At 67.1% G+C, this 22,344-nt stretch carries 29 protein-coding genes; 18 read left to right on the top strand and 11 right to left on the bottom strand.

All coding sequences use genetic code 11. The annotated features are described in order from the left end of the window. The 3 genes from egtD to ST3T6A_RS0105365 all read left to right on the top strand — a co-directional run bounded on the left by egtD (position 1) and on the right by ST3T6A_RS0105365 (position 2,237). Complete coding sequence (egtD, locus tag ST3T6A_RS0105375; RefSeq protein WP_019831875.1) at positions 1 to 987, top strand: L-histidine N(alpha)-methyltransferase; 987 nt, start codon at positions 1 to 3, stop codon at positions 985 to 987. Positions 988 to 1,033: 46 nt separating this feature from the next. Further along, complete coding sequence (locus tag ST3T6A_RS0105370; protein WP_019831874.1) at positions 1,034 to 1,477, top strand: hypothetical protein; 444 nt, start codon at positions 1,034 to 1,036, stop codon at positions 1,475 to 1,477. 97 nt (positions 1,478 to 1,574) lie between these two features. Next, positions 1,575 to 2,237 (top strand): RraA family protein, encoded by a 663-nt coding sequence (locus ST3T6A_RS0105365; protein ID WP_019831873.1) that lies wholly within the window; start codon positions 1,575 to 1,577, stop codon positions 2,235 to 2,237. Positions 2,238 to 2,253: 16 nt separating this feature from the next. Here the strand turns inward: ST3T6A_RS0105365 and ST3T6A_RS0105360 are convergent, their stop codons facing one another. The 4 genes from ST3T6A_RS0105360 to ST3T6A_RS19385 all read right to left on the bottom strand — a co-directional run bounded on the left by ST3T6A_RS0105360 (position 2,254) and on the right by ST3T6A_RS19385 (position 4,945). Beyond that, complete coding sequence (locus ST3T6A_RS0105360; RefSeq protein ID WP_019831872.1) at positions 2,254 to 3,180, bottom strand: helix-turn-helix domain-containing protein; 927 nt, start codon at positions 3,178 to 3,180, stop codon at positions 2,254 to 2,256. A 235-nt stretch (positions 3,181 to 3,415) separates the two neighbouring features. Then, positions 3,416 to 4,042, bottom strand: coding sequence for a glutathione S-transferase family protein (locus tag ST3T6A_RS0105355; protein WP_019831871.1), 627 nt, complete (start codon positions 4,040 to 4,042; stop codon positions 3,416 to 3,418). A 29-nt stretch (positions 4,043 to 4,071) separates the two neighbouring features. After that, on the bottom strand, positions 4,072 to 4,362 hold the full coding sequence (locus ST3T6A_RS0105350; RefSeq protein ID WP_019831870.1) for a DUF2218 domain-containing protein: 291 nt from the start codon (positions 4,360 to 4,362) through the stop codon (positions 4,072 to 4,074). Between the two features lie 61 nt (positions 4,363 to 4,423). Then, the gene (locus tag ST3T6A_RS19385) at positions 4,424 to 4,945 is read right to left on the bottom strand and encodes a hypothetical protein (RefSeq protein ID WP_019831869.1); all 522 of its coding nucleotides are present in this window, start codon (positions 4,943 to 4,945) and stop codon (positions 4,424 to 4,426) included. 547 nt (positions 4,946 to 5,492) lie between these two features. On the opposite strand from ST3T6A_RS19385, the gene ST3T6A_RS0105340 reads away from it, so the two are divergent. From ST3T6A_RS0105340 to ST3T6A_RS0105280, 13 genes are all read left to right on the top strand, one after another. Continuing rightward, the gene (locus ST3T6A_RS0105340) at positions 5,493 to 5,921 is read left to right on the top strand and encodes a DUF1810 family protein (protein ID WP_019831868.1); all 429 of its coding nucleotides are present in this window, start codon (positions 5,493 to 5,495) and stop codon (positions 5,919 to 5,921) included. Between the two features lie 82 nt (positions 5,922 to 6,003). Continuing rightward, complete coding sequence (locus ST3T6A_RS0105335) at positions 6,004 to 6,621, top strand: sulfite oxidase-like oxidoreductase (protein ID WP_026359451.1); 618 nt, start codon at positions 6,004 to 6,006, stop codon at positions 6,619 to 6,621. Next, positions 6,621 to 7,376, top strand: a complete 756-nt coding sequence (locus ST3T6A_RS0105330) for a ferredoxin reductase (RefSeq protein WP_019831866.1) — start codon at positions 6,621 to 6,623, stop codon at positions 7,374 to 7,376. The genes ST3T6A_RS0105335 and ST3T6A_RS0105330 overlap by 1 nt, the downstream gene beginning before the upstream one ends. Continuing rightward, complete coding sequence (locus tag ST3T6A_RS0105325) at positions 7,373 to 7,645, top strand: DUF6510 family protein (protein ID WP_019831865.1); 273 nt, start codon at positions 7,373 to 7,375, stop codon at positions 7,643 to 7,645. The genes ST3T6A_RS0105330 and ST3T6A_RS0105325 overlap by 4 nt, the downstream gene beginning before the upstream one ends. 117 nt (positions 7,646 to 7,762) lie before the next feature. Next, on the top strand, positions 7,763 to 8,983 hold the full coding sequence (locus ST3T6A_RS0105320) for a bifunctional alpha/beta hydrolase/OsmC family protein (protein WP_019831864.1): 1,221 nt from the start codon (positions 7,763 to 7,765) through the stop codon (positions 8,981 to 8,983). A 481-nt stretch (positions 8,984 to 9,464) separates the two neighbouring features. Further along, positions 9,465 to 9,953 carry a sigma-70 family RNA polymerase sigma factor gene (locus tag ST3T6A_RS0105315; RefSeq protein ID WP_019831863.1) on the top strand — a complete coding sequence of 163 codons (489 nt, stop codon included), beginning with the start codon at positions 9,465 to 9,467 and terminating at the stop codon, positions 9,951 to 9,953. Positions 9,954 to 10,090: 137 nt separating this feature from the next. Beyond that, the gene (locus ST3T6A_RS0105310; protein WP_026359450.1) at positions 10,091 to 10,663 is read left to right on the top strand and encodes a ferritin-like domain-containing protein; all 573 of its coding nucleotides are present in this window, start codon (positions 10,091 to 10,093) and stop codon (positions 10,661 to 10,663) included. Positions 10,664 to 10,674: 11 nt separating this feature from the next. Next, a complete protein-coding gene (locus ST3T6A_RS0105305) occupies positions 10,675 to 11,094 on the top strand; it encodes a c-type cytochrome (RefSeq protein WP_019831861.1) in 420 nt (139 codons plus the stop codon). Positions 11,095 to 11,175: 81 nt separating this feature from the next. Then, positions 11,176 to 12,132, top strand: a complete 957-nt coding sequence (locus ST3T6A_RS19380; RefSeq protein WP_019831860.1) for a LysR family transcriptional regulator — start codon at positions 11,176 to 11,178, stop codon at positions 12,130 to 12,132. Further along, a complete protein-coding gene (locus ST3T6A_RS0105295) occupies positions 12,132 to 13,721 on the top strand; it encodes a GMC family oxidoreductase (RefSeq protein WP_019831859.1) in 1,590 nt (529 codons plus the stop codon). The genes ST3T6A_RS19380 and ST3T6A_RS0105295 overlap by 1 nt, the downstream gene beginning before the upstream one ends. 132 nt (positions 13,722 to 13,853) lie before the next feature. Next, on the top strand, positions 13,854 to 14,303 hold the full coding sequence (msrB, locus tag ST3T6A_RS0105290) for a peptide-methionine (R)-S-oxide reductase MsrB (protein WP_019831858.1): 450 nt from the start codon (positions 13,854 to 13,856) through the stop codon (positions 14,301 to 14,303). Further along, on the top strand, positions 14,300 to 14,812 hold the full coding sequence (msrA, locus tag ST3T6A_RS0105285; RefSeq protein WP_019831857.1) for a peptide-methionine (S)-S-oxide reductase MsrA: 513 nt from the start codon (positions 14,300 to 14,302) through the stop codon (positions 14,810 to 14,812). The genes msrB and msrA overlap by 4 nt, the downstream gene beginning before the upstream one ends. 53 nt (positions 14,813 to 14,865) lie before the next feature. Then, complete coding sequence (locus ST3T6A_RS0105280; protein WP_019831856.1) at positions 14,866 to 15,348, top strand: peroxiredoxin family protein; 483 nt, start codon at positions 14,866 to 14,868, stop codon at positions 15,346 to 15,348. A 69-nt stretch (positions 15,349 to 15,417) separates the two neighbouring features. Here the strand turns inward: ST3T6A_RS0105280 and ST3T6A_RS0105275 are convergent, their stop codons facing one another. The 5 genes from ST3T6A_RS0105275 to ST3T6A_RS0105255 form a co-directional block, all read right to left on the bottom strand. Beyond that, complete coding sequence (locus ST3T6A_RS0105275) at positions 15,418 to 15,858, bottom strand: DoxX family protein (protein ID WP_019831855.1); 441 nt, start codon at positions 15,856 to 15,858, stop codon at positions 15,418 to 15,420. 11 nt (positions 15,859 to 15,869) lie between these two features. Then, on the bottom strand, positions 15,870 to 16,616 hold the full coding sequence (locus ST3T6A_RS0105270) for an HvfC/BufC N-terminal domain-containing protein (protein ID WP_019831854.1): 747 nt from the start codon (positions 16,614 to 16,616) through the stop codon (positions 15,870 to 15,872). Next, on the bottom strand, positions 16,597 to 17,496 hold the full coding sequence (locus ST3T6A_RS0105265) for a DUF692 domain-containing protein (protein ID WP_026359447.1): 900 nt from the start codon (positions 17,494 to 17,496) through the stop codon (positions 16,597 to 16,599). Before ST3T6A_RS0105265 ends, ST3T6A_RS0105270 begins: the two co-directional genes overlap by 20 nt. Positions 17,497 to 17,510: 14 nt before the next feature. After that, positions 17,511 to 17,792, bottom strand: coding sequence for a BufA1 family periplasmic bufferin-type metallophore (locus ST3T6A_RS0105260; protein ID WP_019831852.1), 282 nt, complete (start codon positions 17,790 to 17,792; stop codon positions 17,511 to 17,513). A gap of 295 nt (positions 17,793 to 18,087) precedes the next feature. Then, a complete protein-coding gene (locus tag ST3T6A_RS0105255; RefSeq protein WP_019831851.1) occupies positions 18,088 to 18,393 on the bottom strand; it encodes a carboxymuconolactone decarboxylase family protein in 306 nt (101 codons plus the stop codon). Between the two features lie 89 nt (positions 18,394 to 18,482). On the opposite strand from ST3T6A_RS0105255, the gene ST3T6A_RS0105250 reads away from it, so the two are divergent. After that, entirely contained in the window at positions 18,483 to 18,989 is a 507-nt protein-coding gene (locus tag ST3T6A_RS0105250; protein ID WP_235785726.1) for a MarR family winged helix-turn-helix transcriptional regulator, read from the top strand. Between the two features lie 88 nt (positions 18,990 to 19,077). Here the strand turns inward: ST3T6A_RS0105250 and ST3T6A_RS20755 are convergent, their stop codons facing one another. Both ST3T6A_RS20755 and ST3T6A_RS0105240 read right to left on the bottom strand, forming a co-directional pair. After that, positions 19,078 to 19,956, bottom strand: coding sequence for a helix-turn-helix domain-containing protein (locus ST3T6A_RS20755; protein ID WP_019831849.1), 879 nt, complete (start codon positions 19,954 to 19,956; stop codon positions 19,078 to 19,080). 158 nt (positions 19,957 to 20,114) lie between these two features. Further along, positions 20,115 to 21,794, bottom strand: a complete 1,680-nt coding sequence (locus ST3T6A_RS0105240; protein ID WP_019831848.1) for a cation:proton antiporter domain-containing protein — start codon at positions 21,792 to 21,794, stop codon at positions 20,115 to 20,117. Positions 21,795 to 22,028: 234 nt separating this feature from the next. Between ST3T6A_RS0105240 and ST3T6A_RS0105235 the strand changes: the two genes are divergently transcribed. Then, positions 22,029 to 22,310: a GNAT family N-acetyltransferase gene (locus ST3T6A_RS0105235; RefSeq protein WP_019831847.1), complete on the top strand. Its 282-nt coding sequence runs from the start codon at positions 22,029 to 22,031 to the stop codon at positions 22,308 to 22,310. Positions 22,311 to 22,344 lie beyond the last annotated feature (34 nt).

Genomic DNA, 22,344 nt, shown 5'->3' with positions numbered 1-22,344 from the left:
ATGGCGATGCATGCCGATCTCAAGCTCGTGGAACAGGATGAAGGCGGGGTCGATCTCGCCTTCCGGGCCGAGGTGCTCCAGGGCCTGTCGGAGCGGCAAAAGGCGATCCCGGCGCGCTGGTTCTACGACATGACGGGATCGGAGCTGTTCGAAGAGATCACGCGGCTGCCCGAATATTACCCCTCCCGCGTGGAGACCCGGCTTCTCGAAACCCATGGAGGCGAGATCGCGGAGCTCGTCGGTCCGGGCGTCGTGGTCGTGGAGTTCGGTTCCGGAAGCTCGGTCAAGACGCCGTTGCTCCTGCGCGAGCTGACGTGCACCGCCTATGTGCCGCTCGACATCTCCGGCGAATTCCTTCGCCAGTCGAGCCGGCAGCTTGCCGCGAAATTCCCCGAGCTTGCGATCCTTCCGATCGAGGCGAATTTCATGCAGCCGGTCCGGCTTCCGGGCTCGGTCCCCGACGTGGCGAGGCTCGGCTTCTTCCCCGGCTCGACGATCGGCAACATGGTCCCCCAGACCGCGATCGACCTCTTGCGCTCGATGCGGGACACGCTGGGCGACCGCTCGCAAATCCTCATCGGGATCGACCGCCACAAGGACGTCGATCGCCTCGTCGCCGCCTATGACGATGCCCAGGGCGTCACCGCGAGGTTCAATCTCAATCTACTCGACCGGATCAACCGCGAGCTCGAAGGCACGATCCCCTGCGAGCGGTTTCGCCATGCCGCGCGGTGGAACCCCGAATGGTCGCGCATCGAGATGCACCTCGAGGCGCTCGACGATCTGAGCTTCACGGTCTGCGGCCGGGCGGTCCGGATGCGCCGGGGCGAGACCATCCATACCGAGAACAGCCACAAATACACGCCCGACCAGGCTCGATTGCTGTTGCAGGCGAGCGGATGGACCCCGATCGAAACCTGGTCCGATCCGGCGGACGATTTCATGCTGGTCCTCGCCGACGCGACGCTGCATCGTTCGGCGCCCTGACCGGAGCGTCGTCGTCCCCATCCAGCCACTTCGACACGAGGACATCATGGACAAGCAACGCGTGAAGCAGACGATGCTCGACCTCGAGCAGCAGCAGTTCAACGCCTCCCGCGAGGAATATCTCGCATTCGTCTCGTCCGCTCGCCTCGACCGGACCGAGCCGATCGAGAATGACGAGCAGGCGCAGGCCGAGTTCGCGAGCGACCTGTCGGAAGCGTTCGACCAGCCGGTCCACGCGCACGCGGACAAGATCGCGAAGCTTCGGAAGATCGATTTCGGTCCGAAGCGCACCGTCGAGGAAGGCGCGATCGTGAAGATCAGGGACCGGTGGTTCGTCATCGCGGTCGCGACGGACCGGTTCGACTGCGACGGGATCGAACTTATGGGCGTGTCGGTCGAGGCGCCGCTCTTCGAGGCCATCGAAGGCAAGTCCGCGGGCGATGGCTGTTCGTTCAACGGCCGCGACTTCGTCATCGACCTCGTCGAATAGTGCCACGCGGGCGAGCGCACCCGGACCGGCATTTCGCGCGATCGGCGGCCTGCCATGCGATGGCCGCTCACGGCCGGGGATGGCACGGGAGGTGAGGATGATCGATGCGCTCGGATCGAAACTGGGAGCGTTGACGGCCGCGTCGCTGACGGACGCGTGTGGCCGCCTGTTCCGGCACAGGATGCACATCCTCGGCCTCGTCTCGCCGACGCCCGGTCGGGTGCTGTTCGGCCGCGCCGCCACCATCCGCTACATGCCGTACCGGCAGGATTTCGCCGAGGCGGAGAAGCCCGGTTTCGCGCGCTTCTTCTACGAGGCGATAGCAGACGCCTCCGAGGAAACCGTGCTCGTGCTCGACAATCCGGGGCTCCCCGACACGTCGATCGGCGGTGGCGTCAAATTCTCGCGATTGCACAATCACGGGGTGGCAGGCCTCATCACCGACGGGAGGCTCCGGGATTTTGCCGAGCTGGCCACCTATGGCCCCGCCTTCTATTGCGGTGGCGAGGCCGTCCAGGCCGGATCGGAGACGCTGATGCCGGTCGCCGCGAACGTGCCCGTCAGCCTGCGCGGAACGACGATATTCCCCGGCGACTATATCTACGCGAACGCGGTGGCGGCGATCGTCATCCCCGCTGCCTCGATCGATCGGGTCATCGAGCTCGCGAGCGAGATCGAGCAGGAGGACAAGGCGTTCGTCGAAGCGATCCGCGCCGAGGATCCCCGCACGATCCTGCGGCGCGGCAGCGAGGAACGATGATGCCCGTGCCCGGCTCCTATTCGGCGTCCGCCTTGGAGCGCCGGTAGGTCGAGGGATCGCTGCCATAATGCTCGCGGAAAAGCCGGCTGAAATGGCTGCGGCTGCTGAAGCCCACCGCGACGGCGATGCGCTCGACCCGGATGCCGGTGGTGAGCAGAAGCCGGTGGGCAAGGTTCAGACGGACCCGCGCGACGAAATCCATCGGCGTCACGTCGAGCGCGTTCTTGAACTCGCGCGCGAAGGCGGAGCGGCTCATGCCGGCTTCCTTCGCCAGGCTCGTGACGGAATGCGCCGCCGCGGGCCGGTCGAGCACGGCGGCGATCGCACGGCTCACGCGCGCATCGTGGAACATGGCGGGCGCGGTGCCCGCCATGCGGCTCGTCTGGAAATGCCGGCGCAGGAGCACGACGAGGCAGGCCTTCATGAGCGCGCTGGTGAGCGCGCGCGTGCCTTCGGTCGGCGCCGCGACCTCCTCGAGCAGCGTGGCGAACGCCGCCGAGACGACGGTGACGTCCGAGAGATTTTCCGACACCGGGCGCGTCAGGCTCTGCAGCGGGCCATAGGATCCGCTCGGATCGGGCACGACGGCCCCGCATGCGATCCGCAGGGTGGCTTCCTTGCCGTCCGTCACATCGACGAAGAGCATGCCGTCGCGAACGGGCGTGCAGGCGTCCGCCGCCATCCGGCTCTCGCGGGTGTTCCTCGATGTCGCCAGATGCTGCATCACGCCCGGCGGCACGATCAGCATCGAGCCGGGGCCGGCCTCGACGGGTTCGCTGTCCCCGATCGTGAGATGAAGCGTCCCCTCGAGAATATGGTGGACCTCGATCGCGTCGATGGGCGGAAATATGAGCGCGACTTCGTCCCCGATTTCGCAGATCGCGAAGGCCTCGATCTCGACCGCAAGCGCACCGAGCAGCGCATCGAGTGTCGACGTTGCCATTGATTTATCCTTTCACCCCGAAGTCTTTGTTCAATTTCGCAATTCCAGACGCTCCGTTGCCCGCCGAAATCTTACCACTCGCGGTCCGGCATTGTCTTGCCGGCCGATTGATGGATCCTCGATTGTCGGTTGAGCGGCGCCTGCGCGCGCCGGATCGGCCGGCGATCGGATCAGGATCGCGCCCGATCCCGCGCGATCCTCGCCCCCGCCCCTTTCGGCCCCCTTCCGCCTGCGCTCATCCTTTCGCGTAAGGATAGGGGCCGCCACGCGCGATGGCGGCTTTGTAGGCCGGGCGCGCCTGGAAGCGGCCGACCCATGCTGCGAGGTTGGGCAAGGCCGAGACGTCGGCGAAGTTCACGGCAAGCTCGCCGACGAAGCTCATCTGCACGTCGGCGGCCGTGAGCGCATCGCCCAACAGATAGTCCCGCCCCTCGAGCCGGCCGTTGATGTAGCCGAGATTGAGATCGAGTTCATAGTCGACCCGCCGGCGCAGCGGCGTCGCCATCTTGCCGAAGCTGTTGGCGATCGGCAGCATCACGAACGGGAGAGATGCGGACCCTTCGGCATAGTGCAGCCAGTGCACATAGTCGTCATAGTCGCTGCTGCCGGCCTTGGGGCACAGCCGCCCGCCGCCGTAATGGCGCACGACATAGTCGACGATGGCTCCCGATTCCGCGATCGCGCGGCCATCGTCGGTGATGACCGGCGACTTCCCGAGCGGATGGACGCCGCGAAGCTCGGCCGGCGCCATCTTGTGCGCATCGCGCCAGTAGAACTGGATCTCGTAAGGCACCGCGAGTTCCTCGAGCAGCCAGAGTATCCGCTGCGATCGGGATTCGTTCAGGTGATGGACCGTGATCATGGCAGCCGCCGGCTCTGCGTGAAGGCGTGTCAGAAGACGTCGTGCCAGACGCACCGGACCCCGGCGTCGCGTTCGGCCACCCGGTCGACATGCCGCGCGACCGAAGCCTTGGCCGCTTCGAACCCGTCCTCGCCGGCGCCGACCAGCCGCAATGTCAGGCTGTCGCCGTCGGCGGTCATGACGAGCTGCGCGCCCGGCAGCTCGACCTCGGCCGTCAGCGTGTCAAAGCGAACGGGATAGGTGTGCTTCCACGCCCTTGCCAGCTCCGTCAGATAGCGACTGGATTCGAGGGTCGCGATGCGCGCTTGGGCTTCGGGCAATGCATGTCTCCGGATTAGGACGCTTTTGCCCCTACTCGGGCCAGGTCCCTCCGGAGTTACATCAATGGCGCGTCCCGTCGGGCGCCGCGGACCAATCCGGCGAAATGATCTCGACGTACGTCCTGCGCCGCCGCCCGAGCAATGCCAGCACGCGCTCCGACGCCCGTTCGAGCTGCTTGCGATCGTCGAAGAGCTCGATCGTGTAGGCGCCGCGCGCGAATATCCGCAATTCCTCGGGCGCCGCCGCGGCGAGGTCGGCCGGCCAGCGGCACAGGAGGACATAGGGCCAGTCGACTGCCGGCGGAGCGTAATGCGCGATCGCGACCTGCTCGACCTGGAGCGTGGATGGGCGCGTATCGAGCAGATCCGGCGCGCACGGCGCGTCGCGCTCCTGGTCGAGGAACAGCTCCAGCTCGTGCTGTTCCTCGATGGTTTCGACCAGGATCGCATGATAGCGGCCCGGCACCAGCTCGGGCCTGCGGAATTCGGACGGTATCCTGAGCATCACGATGTCGGGCATGGCGCTGATCGGACGCGGATAGATGGCGCGGTCGCGGGCGACGGTGCCGCTCAGTGAGACCATATTCGCTCCAGCCCCTCTCTCCGTCGCGACGATCTGCCCATCGGCTTCCAGAGCGCGGATAGCTGAAAGGGCGCTCGCCGTCCCGACGTCACCTGCCGCTCGCCACGCAGCACGCGCCTCCGATCTCTCGACCGAATGGGCGCCACGCTTCAATGGCCGCACAACCTTCACGCGCGCTCCCCCCTTTTCGTTACGTCGCCCGCGCAAAGCGGGGGCGCGGCAGCCACCCTATCCGCTCCGAAACGGAACACACTGCCCTAATGCTGTGGTATATCCACACCGTTACCGGCCACGAGCGGGCCTGAGCAAAGATGGACGCGACGGCACGGCAAGGGAGCGCGGGCGACCCGCTCGGGGTTCCCGCCGGCCGTTTGCCGATCGAGCCGGGCTGTAACGCGCGGGCGACCTTCGTCGTGTTGTCCATTGCGACATGGCCTTGTCGCCGATTGCGCCACCGATTGCTCGGCGGTTCGGTGCCGGGCCGTGGGACGCGCCGATCCGACGGTCCGCGAGATCGTCGAACCAGAGATTGCGAGAGTGGCAGGCGATGACCGACGAATATCAACTCCAGCGCTTCGTCGATGCCCAGTCGGGCGTCTATGACACGGCGATCCGGCAGCTGCACAAGCGGGTGCTCGATCCGGCCTGGATGGCGTTCGTGTTTCCGCGGTTCGTGAACTGCTACCACGATCCGTCTACCGAAGCCTTCACCATCCGGTCGCTCGACGAAGCGCGCGCCTATCTCCTGCATCCCGTGCTGGGTCCGCGGCTGCGCGAGAGCCTCGGCGCGCTCTCGTGGCTCCACGATCTGGATCCCTACGAGGTGCTCACCGAACAGGATCGCCAATATCTCCATTCGTCGCTCACGCTCTTCGCAGAGGCCACGATCGAGCCGCTCATGCGCGAGATGCTCGAAATCTGGTTCGGCTGCCGGGCGGAAGAGGTGACGATCACCCAATTGAACCTCCACGCATGACCGGGATCGACCCCGTTCGCCGGCGGGGGCGCTTCATGACGGGCCCGTGCCGAACCGGGCCGGTGCGAACCGAGGAGGGCGTATGGTCGTAACCCGAGGCTTCAGAGGCCGGCCGAGAGCGGACGACACGACACGGTCGCGGGTTCCGCCGGGACAATATGTCACGACGGACTTTCCCGTCCTGACGGCGGGACCGACGCAGCACACCGCGCTCGACGACTGGACCCTGTCGATGCAGCTGGCCGGCCGCCTGCTGGCGCAATGGTCGTGGCGCGAGTTCGAGGCGCTGCCGCAGACGGACATCACGACCGACATCCATTGCGTCACGAAATGGACGAAGTTCGACACGCGCTGGCGGGGCGTCAGCTTCGACGACCTGCTGCGCGCCGCGGGCCTCGATCGGGCGCCGACGGGCTTCGTGATGGTCCATGGCGACGGCGGCTATTCGGCGAACCTGCCGATCGCGGACCTGATCGACGGCAAGGCGATGGTCGCCACGCATTTCGACGGTCTGCCGATCAGCCCGTCGCACGGCGGCCCGGCTCGCCTGCTGGTGCCGCATCTCTATTTCTGGAAGAGCGCGAAATGGGTCCGGCGCATCGCGTTCCGTGAGCAGGACAGTCCCGGCTTCTGGGAGTCGCTCGGCTACCATATCCGTGGCGATCCCTGGCGCGAGCAGCGCTATGACGGAGATTCCTGATGCCGGAACCCGGAACCGGACTCCCGTGGCTCATCGCCACCGTCAGCGATCTTCGATCCGAAACAGCCACCGCCAAGACCATCCTGTTCAACGTGCCCGACTGGCCCGGCCATCTGGCGGGCCAGCACCTCGATATACGGCTGACCGCGGAAGATGGTTACGTCGCGCAGCGCAGCTTTTCGCTCGCGTCGCCGGCGGGAAATAGCCCGACGGTCGAGATCACCGTGCAATATGTCCGGGACGGCGAAGTCTCGCCCTTCCTGCTGGAGGAACTGCGTGTCGGCGACCAGATCGAGCTGCGCGGGCCGATCGGCGGCTATTTCGTCTGGTCGCCGGCCAGCAGGCGGCCGCTGATGCTGATCGCCGGCGGGTCGGGGGTGGTGCCGTTGATGTCGATCCTGCGCACCCGCCGCATCGCCGGAAACGACGCCGAGGCGCGCCTTCTCTATTCCTCAAGGTCGGTCGATCAGATCCTGTATGCGCGCGAGCTGGATCAGATGTCGGCGGCGCCCGGCGGGCCGGCGATCGTCCACACGCTGACCCGCACGACGCCCCCCGGCTGGACCGGCGAGCATGGCCGCGTGGAAAGGGACATGCTGGCCCGCCACGCGATCGACGCTCGGGAGGAGCCCGACATCTTCGTGTGCGGCCCTACCCCGTTCGTGGAGTCGGTCGCGGACCACCTCTTGTCGCTCGGCCATGCGGAGCCTCGAATCCGCACCGAGCGCTTCGGGCCCACAGGAGACGCCGCATGATCGACGAGTCCATGGTCCTCGACGGGAACGCCGCCGCCGGCGCGCTCGAAGCCCTGTTCGCCTTCGACGTCACGACGGCGATCGTCCATTGCGGCCATTGCCGCGTATCGGGGCCGCTCGCCGAACTCCGCTTCTACGGATCGCCGCGAGCAATGGTGCTCCGGTGCAAGACCTGCGGCGAGGTCAACGTCCGGCTTCTCGAAACGGATCGCACGATCAACCTCGACCTGAGCGGCGCGGTCCGGATCGAGGTCCGTCGCCCGACCTGACAATCGCCAAGGAATTCGCCGCACACGTAGCTTTCCGCGCGCTCCGCGCGGATGTCCCAGGCCCGGAGCGGCGTGGCCGGCGCGCCACGTCGATGCGGCGCCACGCCGGAGGATGATATGCCCAGCCAGAATTTCATGTTTGCCGGTTCCGATGGACGCGAGGTCGCGGGAACGCTGGAACCGCCGGCGACGACGCCGCGCGGCTGGGCGATCTTCGCCCATTGCTTTACCTGCGGAAAGGATAGTCTCGCCGCGACCCGCATTGCGCGCGCGCTGGCGCGTGAGGGCATCGGCGTGCTTCGCTTCGATTTCGCGGGCAGCGGAGGACCCAAATCGGCACCGGCGCACCCGCTGTACGCCACGAACGTCGGCGACCTCGTCGACGCCGCCCGGGCGATGGCGGCCGCGGGCATGCCGCCGTCGCTCCTCATCGGTCACAGCCTTGGCGGCACCGCCGCGATCGAGGCGGCTGGCGCGCTGCCCGGGATTGCGGCGGTGGCGGCCATCTCGGCGCCGGCCGACGTCGAGCATGTGCTCACGCAATTCGCGGCCGCGGATCTCGAACGCATCGAGGCCCAGGGCGAGGCCGAGGTGGAGATCGCAGGCCGCCCCTTCGCCATCCGCCGCGCCTTTCTGGACGACGTCAAGGCGCGCGACGTCGAAGCGCATGTGGCGACGCTCCGCCGCCCGCTGCTCCTTCTCCACGCTCCGCTCGATAACGTCGTCGGGATCGAGCATGCGTCGCGGCTCTTTGTTGCCGCCAAGCATCCAAAGACCTTCGTGTCGCTGGACCTGGCGGACCATCTCCTGACCCGGGTCGAGGATGCGAACTACGCGGCGAGCATGATCGCGGCATGGGCGAGCCGCTATCTTCCGAAGCTGGCCGCCGATCTCCCGCAGTTGGAGGTCGCGCAGGGCGTTACGGCGAGCGAGACCGGCGCCGGCAAGCTGCAGGTGGAGATCCGCAGCGGCGGGCATCGGGTGCTGGCCGATGAGCCCGCCCCGGTCGGAGGCCTGGGGAGCGGCCTGTCGCCCTATGAACTGGTGGCAGCCGGGCTCGCGGCCTGCACCGTCATGACGATGCGGCTCTACGCGAACCTGAAAGGTTTCCCGCTCGAGCGCGCCCATGCGCTCGTCGACCATCAGAAGATGCCCGACATGAAGCCGGCGGACCGCTTCACGCGGACGATCACGCTCGAGGGGCCGCTCGACGAGGAGCAGCGCCGGAAGATCCTGGCGATCGGCGACCGGTGTCCGGTGGACCTGACCCTGATGCGCGGTTCGGACGTGCAGACGCGGCTGGTCGAAAACGCGCACGCGGCGTCCCCCGATCGGTAGCCGATCGGTCGTCCCATTCCACACCGGGCGATAGGTGACGGCGGGGCGAGTCGCTCGCCCGGCCGCGCTTTGCAGGTGCGCCCGCATTGGCTCGTGTGCGGTATTATCCACCCCCCGTGCGCTCCCGTCCAAACTTGCCCCTCGCGCCCGCAAAGCAATGGAAACGACTTCATTCACTGGCCATTGTCATCTCAGGACGAACGCGCACGACAAGTTCCTGCGCGCTCCATCCTGTTGGGAAATAAGGTCGTTTTCGGCGACGCTTAGTGTTGGATGCGGTTACGGATCGGAGCAGCCGGCTCAGCTACTGGGCGCGGATTGCCGGGTCTCGTCCAACTGACTCCGACCGGCGCTTTGCTGTTCGGCCGAAGGACGAGGGGTTCGAATGGCCGGACTGTATAAGGGTGCTGCGCCGCGTTCTCCGAGCGGGGCCGATCAGCAAAAGCCGGGAAATTCCATCGACGATCGGTGGAATGGACTGATGATCGCGGCCCAGGGCGGCGACGAGCGCGCCTATGCCCAGCTGATGGGCGAGGTGAGCCAGTGGCTCTCCCGATATTTCCACAAGAGGCTTCCGCCGGCCGCCGCCGAGGACGCCACGCAGGAAGCGCTTCTCGCGATCCACGTCCACAAGCTGAAATACGAAGCCAATGCGCCGATGACGCCGTGGCTGAAGACGATCGCCCGGTTCAAGTGGATCGACCAGCTGCGCGGCCATCTGCGCAGCCCGGACAGCCTCGGCGAAATCGAGGTTCCGGTCCCCGATCACGGTCCCGCGGCGCGGGCGGCAATCCTGCTCGACGCTCTCCTGTCCGAGGTGAAGCCGGCGCAGGCGCAGGTCATCAAACTGGTGAAGCTCGACGGCGCCACCGTCGAGGAAGCCGCGAGCCTGTCCGGCCAGTCGACATCGCTGGTCAAGGTGAACATTCACCGCGGCCTGAAGCGCCTTGGGCAGGTCATTTCCGACTGAATGAAAGCATTTTTACGGCTTCGCGTCTGTAACCGCCTCCCTCCAACCGACGAGTGTTGAATCCGGAAGCGGTGAACATGGAGATTGTCGCGCGAGCGTCGATCCTTCCGTTCACCGCATACTTCGGAGACGAGACAATGGACTTGATCCAGCGCGTAGCTGTCAGCGATCGTCGTAACTTCCTTGCCGGTGCCGGCGTGGTGACGCTCGGCGTCGGCGCGATCGGCATGATGACCGCGCGGGCGGATGCCGCGGGTCGCCCCTCGGACGATGTGGGCGTCATCCAGACCGCGCTCGCCATCGAGCATGAGGGGATCGCCGCCTACCGGATCGCAGGCAAGAGCGGCCTGCTCTCCGCAGGCACGCTCAAGGTCGCGCTCACCTTCATGGGCCATCACCAGCAGCATCGGGACTCGCTCGCCAAGCTCGTCACGCAACTGGGCGGCCATCCGGTCGAGCCGAAGACGGATGCGGATTATATCGCCGACCTGAAGCTCGGAACGCTCAAGTCGGAAGGCGATATCGTGGCGCTCGCAACCACGCTCGAGCGGGGCGCCGCCAGCGCCTATATCGGCCAGATCAACGCGCTGAAGGACCCCCAGATCGCCAAGCTGTTCGGCTCGATCTCGGCGGACGAAGCCGTCCACTGGACGACGCTCAACAACGCCGCCGGAACGCCCATTCCGACCGCCGCCTACCTCTTCGCCTGAGGAGAATCGTGATGCGTCCTTCGCTGTCCCTGGCGCTCCGCCTCAGCACGGCGGCGGCGGCCGGCGTTCTCGCGCTCGTCATCGCCGCGCGCCCGGGCATCGCCGCCGATGACGCGGCGGCAGGCCAGGCGCTGTTCAAGACCAAATGCACCGCCTGTCACTCGGTGGATGCCGATCGGATCGGGCCGCGGCTGCAGAACGTGGTCGGGCGGCCCGTCGCCAGCGTGCCCACCTACAGCTATTCCCCGGCGCTGAAGAAGCTCGGGGGCGCCTGGACTCCGGCCCGCCTCGACCAATGGCTCTCCGGCACCCAGAAGATGGCGCCCGGCAGCAAGATGTATCTGCAGGTCGACGATCCGGCGCAGCGCCGGCTCATCATCGCCTATCTCCAATCAGTGTCCGAACCTTCGGCTCCGGCGGCGAAGAAATAGGCCGGGAAAGGGCGGTGCCGGCGCGTAACGCCGGGATGTGACCACCGCCTCCGCCTTCAGGGATCAAGCCTCCGGTGCCGGATGCGCCGGACCGATGGACTGCGCGTCCGCCCGGTCGTGCCGTCGAAGGACAGAAACGGCGCGCGCATGGAATTCCAGCAGGTCCGGCACTTCCTAAACCTGGCGGATACCCTCAATTTCACCGAGGCGGCCATGCGCAGCGGCGTGTCCCAGCCCACCCTCTCCCGCTCCATCCAGCGTCTCGAGGAAGAGCTGGGCGCCACCCTCCTCTACCGCGACGGGAAGGATACGCGGCTGACGGCGCTGGGGCGCGACATCCAGGCCGAATTCGCGGCGATCGACGAAAGCGAGCGGCGCGTTCTCGCCCTCTCGCAAAACCGCATCCGGGGCCGGCGCGAAACCGTCACGCTGGGCGTCGTCCATACGGTCGCGCCCGCCTTGATCACCGGCTTCCTCTCGCACGCGCTGCGCCAGCTTCCGATGCTCGAGCTGATCCTGCGGCCGGTCGTTCGCGACGAGGCGTCCGAATTGCTGCTCGCCGGCAAGATCGACGGCTGCTTCACCACGGACGCCCCGCCCCGTAATGCGAAGCTCGCCGCGGTGGAGATGCTCGAGGAACGCCTGCTGCTGGCGATGGCCGACCGGCACCCCCTGGCCCAAAGTGCGCAGGTATCGCTCGATGAGCTGGCTGAGCAGCCCTATCTCGATCGGCTTCACTGCGAGTTTCGCGCGCGCGTGAACGGCGCGCTCCAGGAGCGCGCCATCGTGATGATCCCCCGGCTCCGGTCCGAGCGGGAGGATCTGATCCAGCGGGCGGTCGCGGACGGCATCGGCGTGTGCATGCTGCCGGAATTTTCGGCCATCGTCGGCGGCCTCGTGCTGCGCCCCGTCGAGGGGATCGCTCTTACGCGCACCGTCTCCTTCCAGTCGATCGCGGGCTCCGCGACCGCGATGGCGCTCAGGCAGGTCCGGCTGCTGGTCGAACGATACACATGGCACGAACGAGGAACTCAGTGATGACCACGGAAACATTTGACGTTGTGATCGTCGGCGCCGGCTCCGCGGGTTGCGTGGTCGCGAGCTATCTTGCCGAGCATACCGACAAGTCGATCGCGCTGATCGAGGCGGGCAGCACGGATTGGGATCCGTTCGTGCATATTCCGGCCGGTTTCGCGATCATGCTCGCCCATGACCGGAATGTCTGGAAATATGATACGGTGCCCCAGCACGGCACGGTGCGCGCCTATCGCTCGGGCAAGGTGCTCGGCGGCGGCTCGTCGGTCAACGCGATGGCCTATGTCCGTGGCCAGCCGCGCGACTATGCCGGCTGGCAGGCGGCGGTCGGCGATACCGGGAAATGGTCCTACGAGGATCTTCTGCCGGTCTTCATCGCGCAGGAGAACAACGATACCTTCCACGATCCATATCATGGCATCGGCGGCGGCCTGTCCGTCGAGCAGCCGAAGGGGATCAATCCGCTCAACCAATATTGCCTGAAGGCATTCCAGGAATATGGGCTGCCCTTCAACGCCGACTATAACGGCAAGAGCCAGATCGGTGCCTCGCCTGTGCAGTCCACGGTCGGCGATCACCGCCGGTGCAGCGCGGCCGACGCCTATCTGCGTCCCCATCTCGCATCCGGCCGCGTGGCTCTTCTCACCGGCAAGACGGCCGTTCGCGTCCTGATCAAGGACAAGCAGGCGATCGGCGTCGAGCTGGACGGCGATGGCCCCAACACGATCATGGGCAGCGAGATCATCCTGTCGGCGGGCGCGGTCCATAGTCCGACCATCCTGATGCATTCCGGGATCGGACCCGCTGAGCATCTGCTTTCGCACGGCATTGACGTCGTCGTCGATTCTCCCGAAGTGGGCGAGAACCTGCACGATCATCCGATGGTGCCGGTGCGCGCCTATGTTAAGGGCGATCTCGGCTATCAGATGACGGCGATGGGGTTCGGTACGGTCAAGGCGGGCCTTCGCTATCTCGTTACCAAGGATGGCCCGGCGGCCGGCACCGGCATCGAATCGGTGAGCCACTGGAACCCGGCGGACTTCAACGCCGAACCGACGATCCAGTGCTACCATGCCCCGATCATCGCGACGGAAGGCCTGGCGCCCACGGGGCACCGGTCGGGGATCACGCTCGAGACCGTCGTGCTGCAGCCCAAGAGCCGCGGCTCGATCCGGCTCGCGGACCGCTTCCCGACCTCGATGCCGCTGATCGACCCCAACTTCGTCGGGCACGAGGACGATCTCAAGGCCGCCGTCGAAGCGGTCCGCGCCGTGCGCAAGGTCATGACGCAGCCATCGCTGGCCGCGGTGATCGAGGAAGAGCTGGACCCGGACCCACGCCTCCAGTCCGACGCCGAGATCGGCGAATGGGTGAAGCAGGTCGTGACGACGATGTGGCATCCCGTGGGGACCTGCCGGATGGGCCAGGACGAGCGCGCCGTGGTCGACGCGCGGCTCAGGGTCCGCGGCGTCGGCGGGCTGCGCGTGATCGACGCGTCGATCATGCCGAACATCACCAGCGGCAACACCAATGCGCCGACCCAGGCGCTCGCGCGCCACGCCGCGGCGATGCTGGTCGAGGATCTGAAATAGTCCCGGCCTCCGGCGGTGCCACCCGCATGCCGCTTCCCGATGCACGGCTGCATCGAAACTATAGCGAGCGTGCATTGGACACCGTCGGACCCGATCCCCATCTTCGCATCAAGGAATTTGAAGGAGGATAGCATGGCCAAATATGAGAAAAGCGAGGCGGCGATCGCGCAGCTGACGCCCGAGCAATATCGCGTCACGCAGCAGAGCGGGACCGAGCGTCCGGGGACCGGCGAGTATGTGAACAACAAGCAGGCCGGGATCTATGTCGACATCGTCTCGGGTGAGCCCTTGTTCGCGAGCAGCGACAAATATGAGTCCGGGTGCGGCTGGCCGAGCTTCACCAAGCCGATCGAGCCGGCGAACGTCGCGGAGTTGCGCGACACGAGCCACGGCATGATTCGCACCGAGGTCCGCTCGACGCATGGCGACAGCCACCTCGGGCATGTGTTCACGGACGGCCCGCGCGACCGCGGGGGCCTGCGCTACTGCATCAACTCGGCGTCGCTGCGGTTCGTGCCGAAGGCCGAGATGGAGGCCCAGGGCTACGGCGATTATCTGAACCAGGTGGAGGACATTCAATGAGCACCGAACGCGCAGTGCTGGCCGGTGGCTGCTTCTGGGGCATGCAGGATCTGATCCGCAAGATGCGGGGCGTCGTCTCGACCCGCGTCGGTTATACCGGCGGCGACGTGCCCAACGCGACCTATCGCAACCACGGCAGCCACGCCGAGGCGATCGAGATCATCTTCGATCCCGAGCAGACCTCGTACCGCAAGCTGCTCGAATTCTTCTTCCAGATCCACGATCCGACCACGCGCGACCGTCAGGGAAATGATCGCGGATCGAGCTATCGCTCCGCCATCTATTACACGAGCAACGCGCAGAAGGCCGTTGCCGAGGACACGATCGCCGACGTCAACGCGTCCGGGCTGTGGCCGGGCAAGGTCGTGACCGAGGTGGAGCCCGTCGGGCCGTTCTGGGAGGCGGAGCCCGAGCATCAGGATTATCTGGAGCGGATTCCGAACGGCTATAGCTGCCACTTCCCGCGCCCCAACTGGGTGCTGCCGCATCGTTCCGGCGCGGCCGCCTGATCCATGATGTTGCCCGCGGTCCGATGGGCCGCGGGCGTCGGCAGGAGATCGATATGGAGACGGGTCTTGCAGGTCTGCCGGCACCGGCGCTGCGCGACGTGCGGTGGATCGATGAAGACGGCGAGGGAAGCGCGCCCCTCTCGCTCGACGATCTCGGTCACCGGCACCGGATTCTCTATTTCTTCCAGGATTGGTGCCCGGGCTGTCACGCCCACGGCTTTCCGACCCTCGTGAAGCTCGTCGAGGCGCTCGCCGACAGGGATGTCGGCTTCGCCGCGATCCAGACGGTGTTCGAGGGATTCGACGTCAATACGTTCGAGCGCATCCGCGACAACCAGCGTCGTTACGCCTTGCGCATTCCGTTCGGCCATGCCGCGCCCGGGAGCGGCTCGTCCCTGCCTCCCGTCATGGAGGCGTACCGGACCGGCGGGACCCCGTGGTTCGTGGTCATCGCGCCCGACGGCACGGTGGTCGTCGACGGCTTCCAGCTCGACCCGGACGCCTTGGTTCGGGCGCTGCGGTCCATGGCGGCATAGATCGTCACGCCGACGCCGGTGGCAAGCGAGCGCGCTTCGGCCCCGCTTCTCCCCGCGCCACGCGCTTCTTCAGGACGACCGTCGCCTCGCGACGAGGTGATCGATCGAGAGCACGCCCGGTCCGCGCAGCAGCAGGAAGAGCATGAAGCCGGTCCATTGGATATGGTCGGGCCAGGCCGTCGGATAGACGAAGATCTGGATCGTCGCGATCATCCCGAAGAGCCCCAGCACGGAAATCCGGGTCAGGAGGCCGAGGAGGATCAGCGTCGAGCAGCCAAGCTCCATCCCGGCCGCCATATAGGCCGCAAGCTCGGGTGGAAGGACGGGAACCTTATATTCGTCCCGGAACAGCATCAACGTCCCCTGCCAGTCGGACAGCTTCACCAGTCCGGAGCGCAGGAACACGCTGAACGTCGCGATGCGGGCCACCAGCAGCGGAACGCTGAGCGGCACACGGTCGAGCGTGGCGTAGGCGCGATCGACAAGCTTGAGCAGCGAGCTGCCGGTCATGGATCTCCCTTTCAATTCTGGGGTCGGACGCGCGCGAACCGCGACGCGAAAACATGATTGCGGATAACCGACAGGATGTCGGGACCATGCTCCCCGACGGTCGACGCGAACGCATCGTCCGCCGTGGCCCCGTCCATCAGCGCCGTGACGAAGCCCGCCGCCGCGGGCGGGATCGCGTCGACGAGCACGGCGCGCGCCGACCTCCACACGGCGATGGCGCGCGCGGCCGGAGTCATGTCGAGTTCGGCCAGCGCGTGATCGTCGCCCGCGAATATCGCCCATCGGATCTTCTCGACCGGGAAGTCCGAGACCAGGAAGGCCAGCGACGACGGCAGCTCGAGCGATACCACCGGATCGATCGCAAAGGATTCGGTGCCATCGCACGCGCCCTGACAGCGCTCGATCGCGAGGTCGAGGCGCGCCGTATCGGGCAGATAGGCCAGCTCGCGAACCGGATCATAATCCGCGAGAAAGTCCGCGAAGCCGAGGCCATAGCGGCCGAGCGTCGGCTCGGTCTCGGGTCCGGACAGATGATAGTCGAACGCGATGACCCGGAAGAGCTCCGGCCCGACCAGCGCCTCGACGGTGGGGAAGGCCAGCGCCAGAGCCCGCGCGAAGCCGCCCTCGATCGTCGCGCGGTGCACCTCGAGCGCGCGCTCGATCGGCACCGGCACCGCGGCGAACATCGCGGGATCGCCACCGTCCCCGGTGACGATCGCGGCGAAGCGGCTTTGCAGCTCAGCAAGCCGCACGGGCATGTTCCGGAACCGCGGAGACGATATGCCGCGCCCTCAAGGCCTCCGCGCACAGCGTCTCGAAGGCGGGAAGGTTCGTGTCCCACTCCACCAGCACCGGGCGGGCGCCGATCGTCCGCGTCGTCGTGTCGAGCATGTGCCAGACATCGGCCGAAACCGCGGAGCCATGATCGTCGATGCGAAGCGTGCCGCCGCCGGCGATCGGCTCGATCGCGTGGCCCGCGACGTGCAATTCGCCGATCGCCTCGGCCGGGATCGCGGACAGGATCTGCCGGAGTTCGGACGCCGGCGACAGGCCAAGGTTCGAGGCCGAGACCAGGATGTTGTTGAGGTCGAGAAGCACGCCGCAGCCGGTCCGATCGACAAGCTCGGCGAGAAACTGGGCCTCGGAGAAGTCGGCCTCGGCATAGGCCAGATAGCGCGACGGGTTCTCGACGAGGATCCGGCGCCGAAGCCCGTCCTGCACCTGCTGGATGGCGACGGCGCAGACGTCCAGGGCTTCTTCGGTATAGGGCAGCGGCAGGAGGTCCGGCACATGACCGCCGCCGGTGCTGCTCCATGAGATATGATCGGAGACCTGCGCCGGCTCCAGCAGCGCGCACAGCCGCGCGATCCGTTCGACATGCTCCCGGCTGACGCCGTGGGCCGAGCCGAGCGACAGCCCGGTCGCATGGATCGAGAGCGGGGTGCTCCGCCGGATCTCGAGGGCATCGTCGAGCGCGATGCCGCTCAGATAGTTCTCGGCGTGAATCTCGAAGAAATCGACCGCTCCGGGCGACGCGAGCACCTGCTCGTGATGGGGATAGCGCAGGCCCACTCCGGCACCCTGCAACGGCCCGGAGGCTGCGGCCGCATGGCCGTCGGCGAAAACCGATCGCGCCATGCGGCCGCGATCCATTACTTGCCCGCCGTCGTGCTGCCGTTGGCGATCTTGGCGCAGGCGCCCTTCGGCAGATAGACGAACGACGCCTTGTCCATCGGCCGGGTCGCCTGCCCGGCGCAGCTGTGGACGCCGGCGGCGCAGTCGTTCTTGCCGGCGTTCGCGATCCCGTAGCATTTCTCCGAGCCGGCGGGCTGGGCGACCGGGCCGGCATGCGCGGCGGTCGAAAGGGCGATCGCGCCGAGCAGCGAGGTGGCGAGGATGCCGGTTCCGGCGGCCATCGAGACGGGCTTGTTCATATGCGTTCCTTCCACGGTGAGCGACCGATCCGGTCGCGGCTGGTGGACGATCGACCGGCCGGGGTTTGGGAGGGGGCGTTGGGCCGGTCGACCGTCCAATGCGAAACACGCCGCGATCGGGATCCGGTTACGAACGGGCCGCACAATGGCCTGTGGAAACGGAAGGAAGCGAGATTCAGCGCCGGTTCTTCACCAGAGTCTCCGGTCACGGGACGGAGGCGGAGATAAGGACCTCCCGAGGCGGCCCGGCGCGCGTCGGGCTGCCTCGGGCAAGGGCATCAACCGGTTGGGCGGCTCAACCCTCGAACAGATGCGCGGCGTGCGTGATCGCCCCGCCCGCCCGGATCGCGGCGGCCACCGTCGCGGCTTCGGCCAGCTCCGCGTTGGTCGCGCCGGCCTTCTTCGCGGCCGTGGTATGAAGCTCGATGCAATAGGGGCACTGCGTCGTCAGCGCGACGGCCACCGCGATCAGCTGCTTGTTAAGCTCGGAAATCGCTCCGTCCTTGAAGACGGCTTTGTCGAAGGCCCAGAAAGCCTTCATCGCTTCGGGCGCACCCTGATCGAGGTGCTTGAGGTTCTTCAGCTTGCTCATATCGTGCATGGGGTATATCTCCTATATATGCATGACGCATACATTCATACAAACATGGGCACGGGTTGGCAATGGCGTTGAACGCATCGGATCGATTGGTGAATCTTCTGGGCGCGCTGGCGCTCGGCGTGTCCGACCAGATACGCTCCGCGATCGCCGAGGGCATGCCGCTCGGCGGAGAGACGGCGGCGGCGCTGACCGTGATCGGTCATGCGCCGGCCCTGTCGATCGATCAGCTCAGCCGTGTCCTGCGGCTGTCGCATGCCGGCACGGTCCGCCTCGTCGAGCGCCTCGTCGAGCGCAACCTCGTGGAGAAGCGGCCCTCGCCCGCGGATCGCAGGGTGATGAGCCTGACATTGACGCCGGACGGCAGCGAGCAGCGTGACAGGCTGCTTGCGCTTCGGCGCGCCGCGCTCACACCCCTGCTCGATCGGATCGCGCCTGAGGATTGCGCCGCGCTCGAGCGGGCGGCCGAAGCGATTGTGGCGGCGCTGCCCGAAGACGCGCTGTCCGCGCTCACGACATGCCGTTTCTGTGACGAGCGTCGCTGCGCCGGTTGTCCGATGGAGATCTTCGGGCTGCTGGCGCCCGCGGGCAATCCCTGATGAACGGCCGCCGCCGGGCGCTTCGATAGCTGGTGGCCCTGCCCCGCCGTTGCGCTTCGGAGCCCGCCGCCGCGAGACGGCGCGCGCGTCACCGATACCAGCGGCGATATTCCGTGGGCGTCATGCCGAAGTGCCTGAGGAATGCGCGCGAGAGCCGTCCCGCCTGCCCGAGACCGGACGCGGCGGCGGCTTCCCCGACGGAGGCGCCGCGCTCGAGCAGCGTCCGGGCCCGCCTGACCCTCAGCCGGTCGAGATATTTGCCCGGAGGCAGTCCCGTCGCGTCTCGAAACGACCGGAACAGGTGGGAGCGGCTGCAGCCGGCGAGCCGGGCGAGTTCGTCATAGCCGGGATCGTCCAGGATATGATCCTCGAGATAGTCCAGCACCTGCTTGAGCCGCCAGGGCGCGATCCCGCCCGACGGCCCCGCGCGTCCTGGTGAACCGCCGGCACGCTCCGCGTCCGACCTCGATCGGAAGAGCGCGATGATGAAGCTCGTGAGCAGGGCGTCCGTGAAGAGCCGGCCCGGATTTGCGCCCGCGGCGGCGAGCCCGCACAGCGCGGACGCGGTGGAACTCAGGAGAGGATCGGTGAAGCCGACATCGTCGCGCAGCTCGATCTGATCGCGGTGGAGCGAGAATTCGCTCTCGAGAATCTCGCCCATCCGGCACGGCGATATGACGAGATGGGTGTAGCGGATCGGCCCTTCGGTCGCCCAGCGATTATGCTGGTATCTCGGCAGGATCGTGAGCGCCAGGTCGGGCATCTCATGGACGCTCGTCCGGGACGCCCGGTGGCGCTTGATCCGCTTGGGACCGCCCCTGTGGATGCACAGGACGTCCTCGAGCAGTGGCGGCTGCTCGACCTCGGGTGGCGTCGCGTCGAATGTGATGGCGCGATAGAGGCGCTCCTTCGCCGCCAGGACACCGGCCGGACGAAGCGACGCATGCCAGGTGGCGGCGGGGCGCATGGCGGGATTCACAGGCCGGTTCTCACGCCAGATCGTTTCAGGATCAGCGGATGATGCACGATGTCCCTCCCGGCGCAGCCAATATGCCTTCGCTCGCGGAACTCGAGCGCGGGGTTACAGGCTCGCCGGCCGCACCGCTTGTCCGGGTGCGCGGCCCCTCACGCGGCGAGGGGACTCGCAATCCGCGCGCGCTGCCGGTCCGTCCAGGCCGACGCCGCCTCCGGCGATATCCCGAACGCCATGAGCAGCGCCTGGGCCGCCTCGAGACCGTGCGAATCTTCAGGCGACACCACCGCCTCGATCCCCAGCTCGTTGAGCTGTTCGGCCTCGTCGTCCGTCTCGGTCACCCAGAGCCGGTGGAGATTGGGAAACAGCGCGAGGGAAGACGGCATCCAATCGCGCGCCGCCTCGATCGAGGCGTCCGTCATCACGCTGAATTGCCGCCCGCCGAGGTCGAGCGCGCGCCAGAGCCTCGCGTCCGCCGCATCGCCGAAGGACGCATTATAGCCGTCCGCGACCGCGCTCCTGAGGCGTGCCCCGTCGCGCTCGATCGCGTCATAGCCGATGTCGAACGCCTCGAGCGCATCCGCGATCGTGCGCCCGACCTCGCCCATGCCGACGATGAGGACCGGGTTGGTCTTTCCGCGCGGCACCAATTCCGTCCGCATCTTGAGCGTCGCGCGCATCCGCAGGCGGCCCGCAACATTGCGGCCGATAAAGCCCAGGGCCGGCGTGAGCGCGAGCGTCAGCGCGACCGCGGCGATGAGGTCCGCCACGACGGCATCGCCCACGGCGTCGCGAACGCCCGGCATGGCGAGCACGATGAAGGCGAATTCCGAGCCGCCCGCCAAGAGGACGCCGAGCTGCACCGAGCCCGGCACCGACCAGCGGAAGGTCAGGCTCGAGACGATGTTCGCGATCGACTTCAGCAGGATCATGGCGAGGGAGATGGCGATGATCGCGGGCCAGGCTCTCGCGATGACCGCCATGTCGAGCGACGCGCCGACCGACAGGAAGAAGAAGCTCACCAGCAGGCCGCGGAACGGCCCGATCTCGGACCGGACGCTTGCCTTGAATGGGCTCTCGGCGACCATCATGCCGCCGAGGAAGGCGCCCAATGTCATCGACAATCCGGCCATGGCGGCGGACCAGCCCGCGGCGAGCGCGATCAGGAGGGCGGTCGCCGTGAAGACCTCCTCCCCGCCGTGGCGGGACAGGATCACGAACAGCGGCCGGACGATGAAGCGCGCGGCGAGCAGCGCCACGGCGACCGCTACGATCGTCTTGACGAGCGCGGCGAACATGGCCGGCACGGCGGCGCCGCTTTCGAGCGACGTCGTCAGGATTAGAAGGAAGATCGCCGCGACATCCTGGAAGATCAGGATCGCCGTCGCGGTGAGCGCGACCGGACAATTCTGCTGGCGACGCTCGGCGATCACGCCGGCGACGATCGCGGTCGAGGAGAGCGAGAGGGTGGCCCCGACGATGAACGCTCCGACCGGCGGGAGGCCGAGCGCCCACGCGCAGAGCCCGATGACGATGGTCGAGGCGCTGACCTGGAGGGGGCCGAACCCGAAGATGTTGCCGGCCTCGTGCCGGACGTGCGCGGTCGAGAAATGGAGGCCGATGTCGAAGAGGAGGAAGACGACGCCCAGCTCGGCGAGCAGGTGCACCGTTCCACCGGCCGAGAGCAGCTCGGGGCGGACCGCCGACACGAGAACGCCCAGCACGAGATAGCCGACGATCGGATTGACCTTCGCCATCCGCGACAGGACGGCGGCCATGATGCCGAGCGCCAGGATGACCAGGATCGGAAAAACGGTCTCGGCGATGTCCACCCACCCTACCCCACTTGTTCGCCGGCGCCCGGCGGTTTCCACACGCGATCGATATGCTTACCGGCCCGAGCGAGCGCTCGGTTACGAGGAGGCGCGGTCCGGGATCGGTGTGTAACCGTTCCCCGAACCGTATCGAGCAACCGGTGGGGCCGGTGCGTTCGCGGTGGATCTGCCATGATGGTGGATGCCGGCGCCCGGCAGGCGACCACGCCGGGGACACGGAAGGAACGCAGGATGGCGGACGAGATCATCAACAATGTTGCGATGAAACGCTACGAGCTTCCGATCGCGGACGATGCGGTCGCGGTGACCTACTACGGCATCGAGGACGGCCGGGTCGTGCTCCGGCATACCGAGGTGCCGAGCGAATATGGCGGCCAGGGGATCGGCAAGCGGCTGGCGCACGCCGTGTTCGAGACGCTCCGGGCAGACGGCAAGCGGGTGATCGCCAAATGCCCGTTCATGGCATCCTACGCCGCGCAGCATCCCGAATATGCTGCGATGCTCGATGGCTGAGCGCGCGCAGGACGGCGCCCGGCCGGCGGGGACG

Source organism: Sphingomonas sp. PR090111-T3T-6A, from assembly GCF_000383095.1.
Classification (GTDB): Bacteria; Pseudomonadota; Alphaproteobacteria; order Sphingomonadales; family Sphingomonadaceae; genus Solisphingomonas.
The sequence above is the reverse complement of the archived record's forward strand: the minus strand, read 5'-3'. Positions and strand labels throughout refer to the sequence as shown.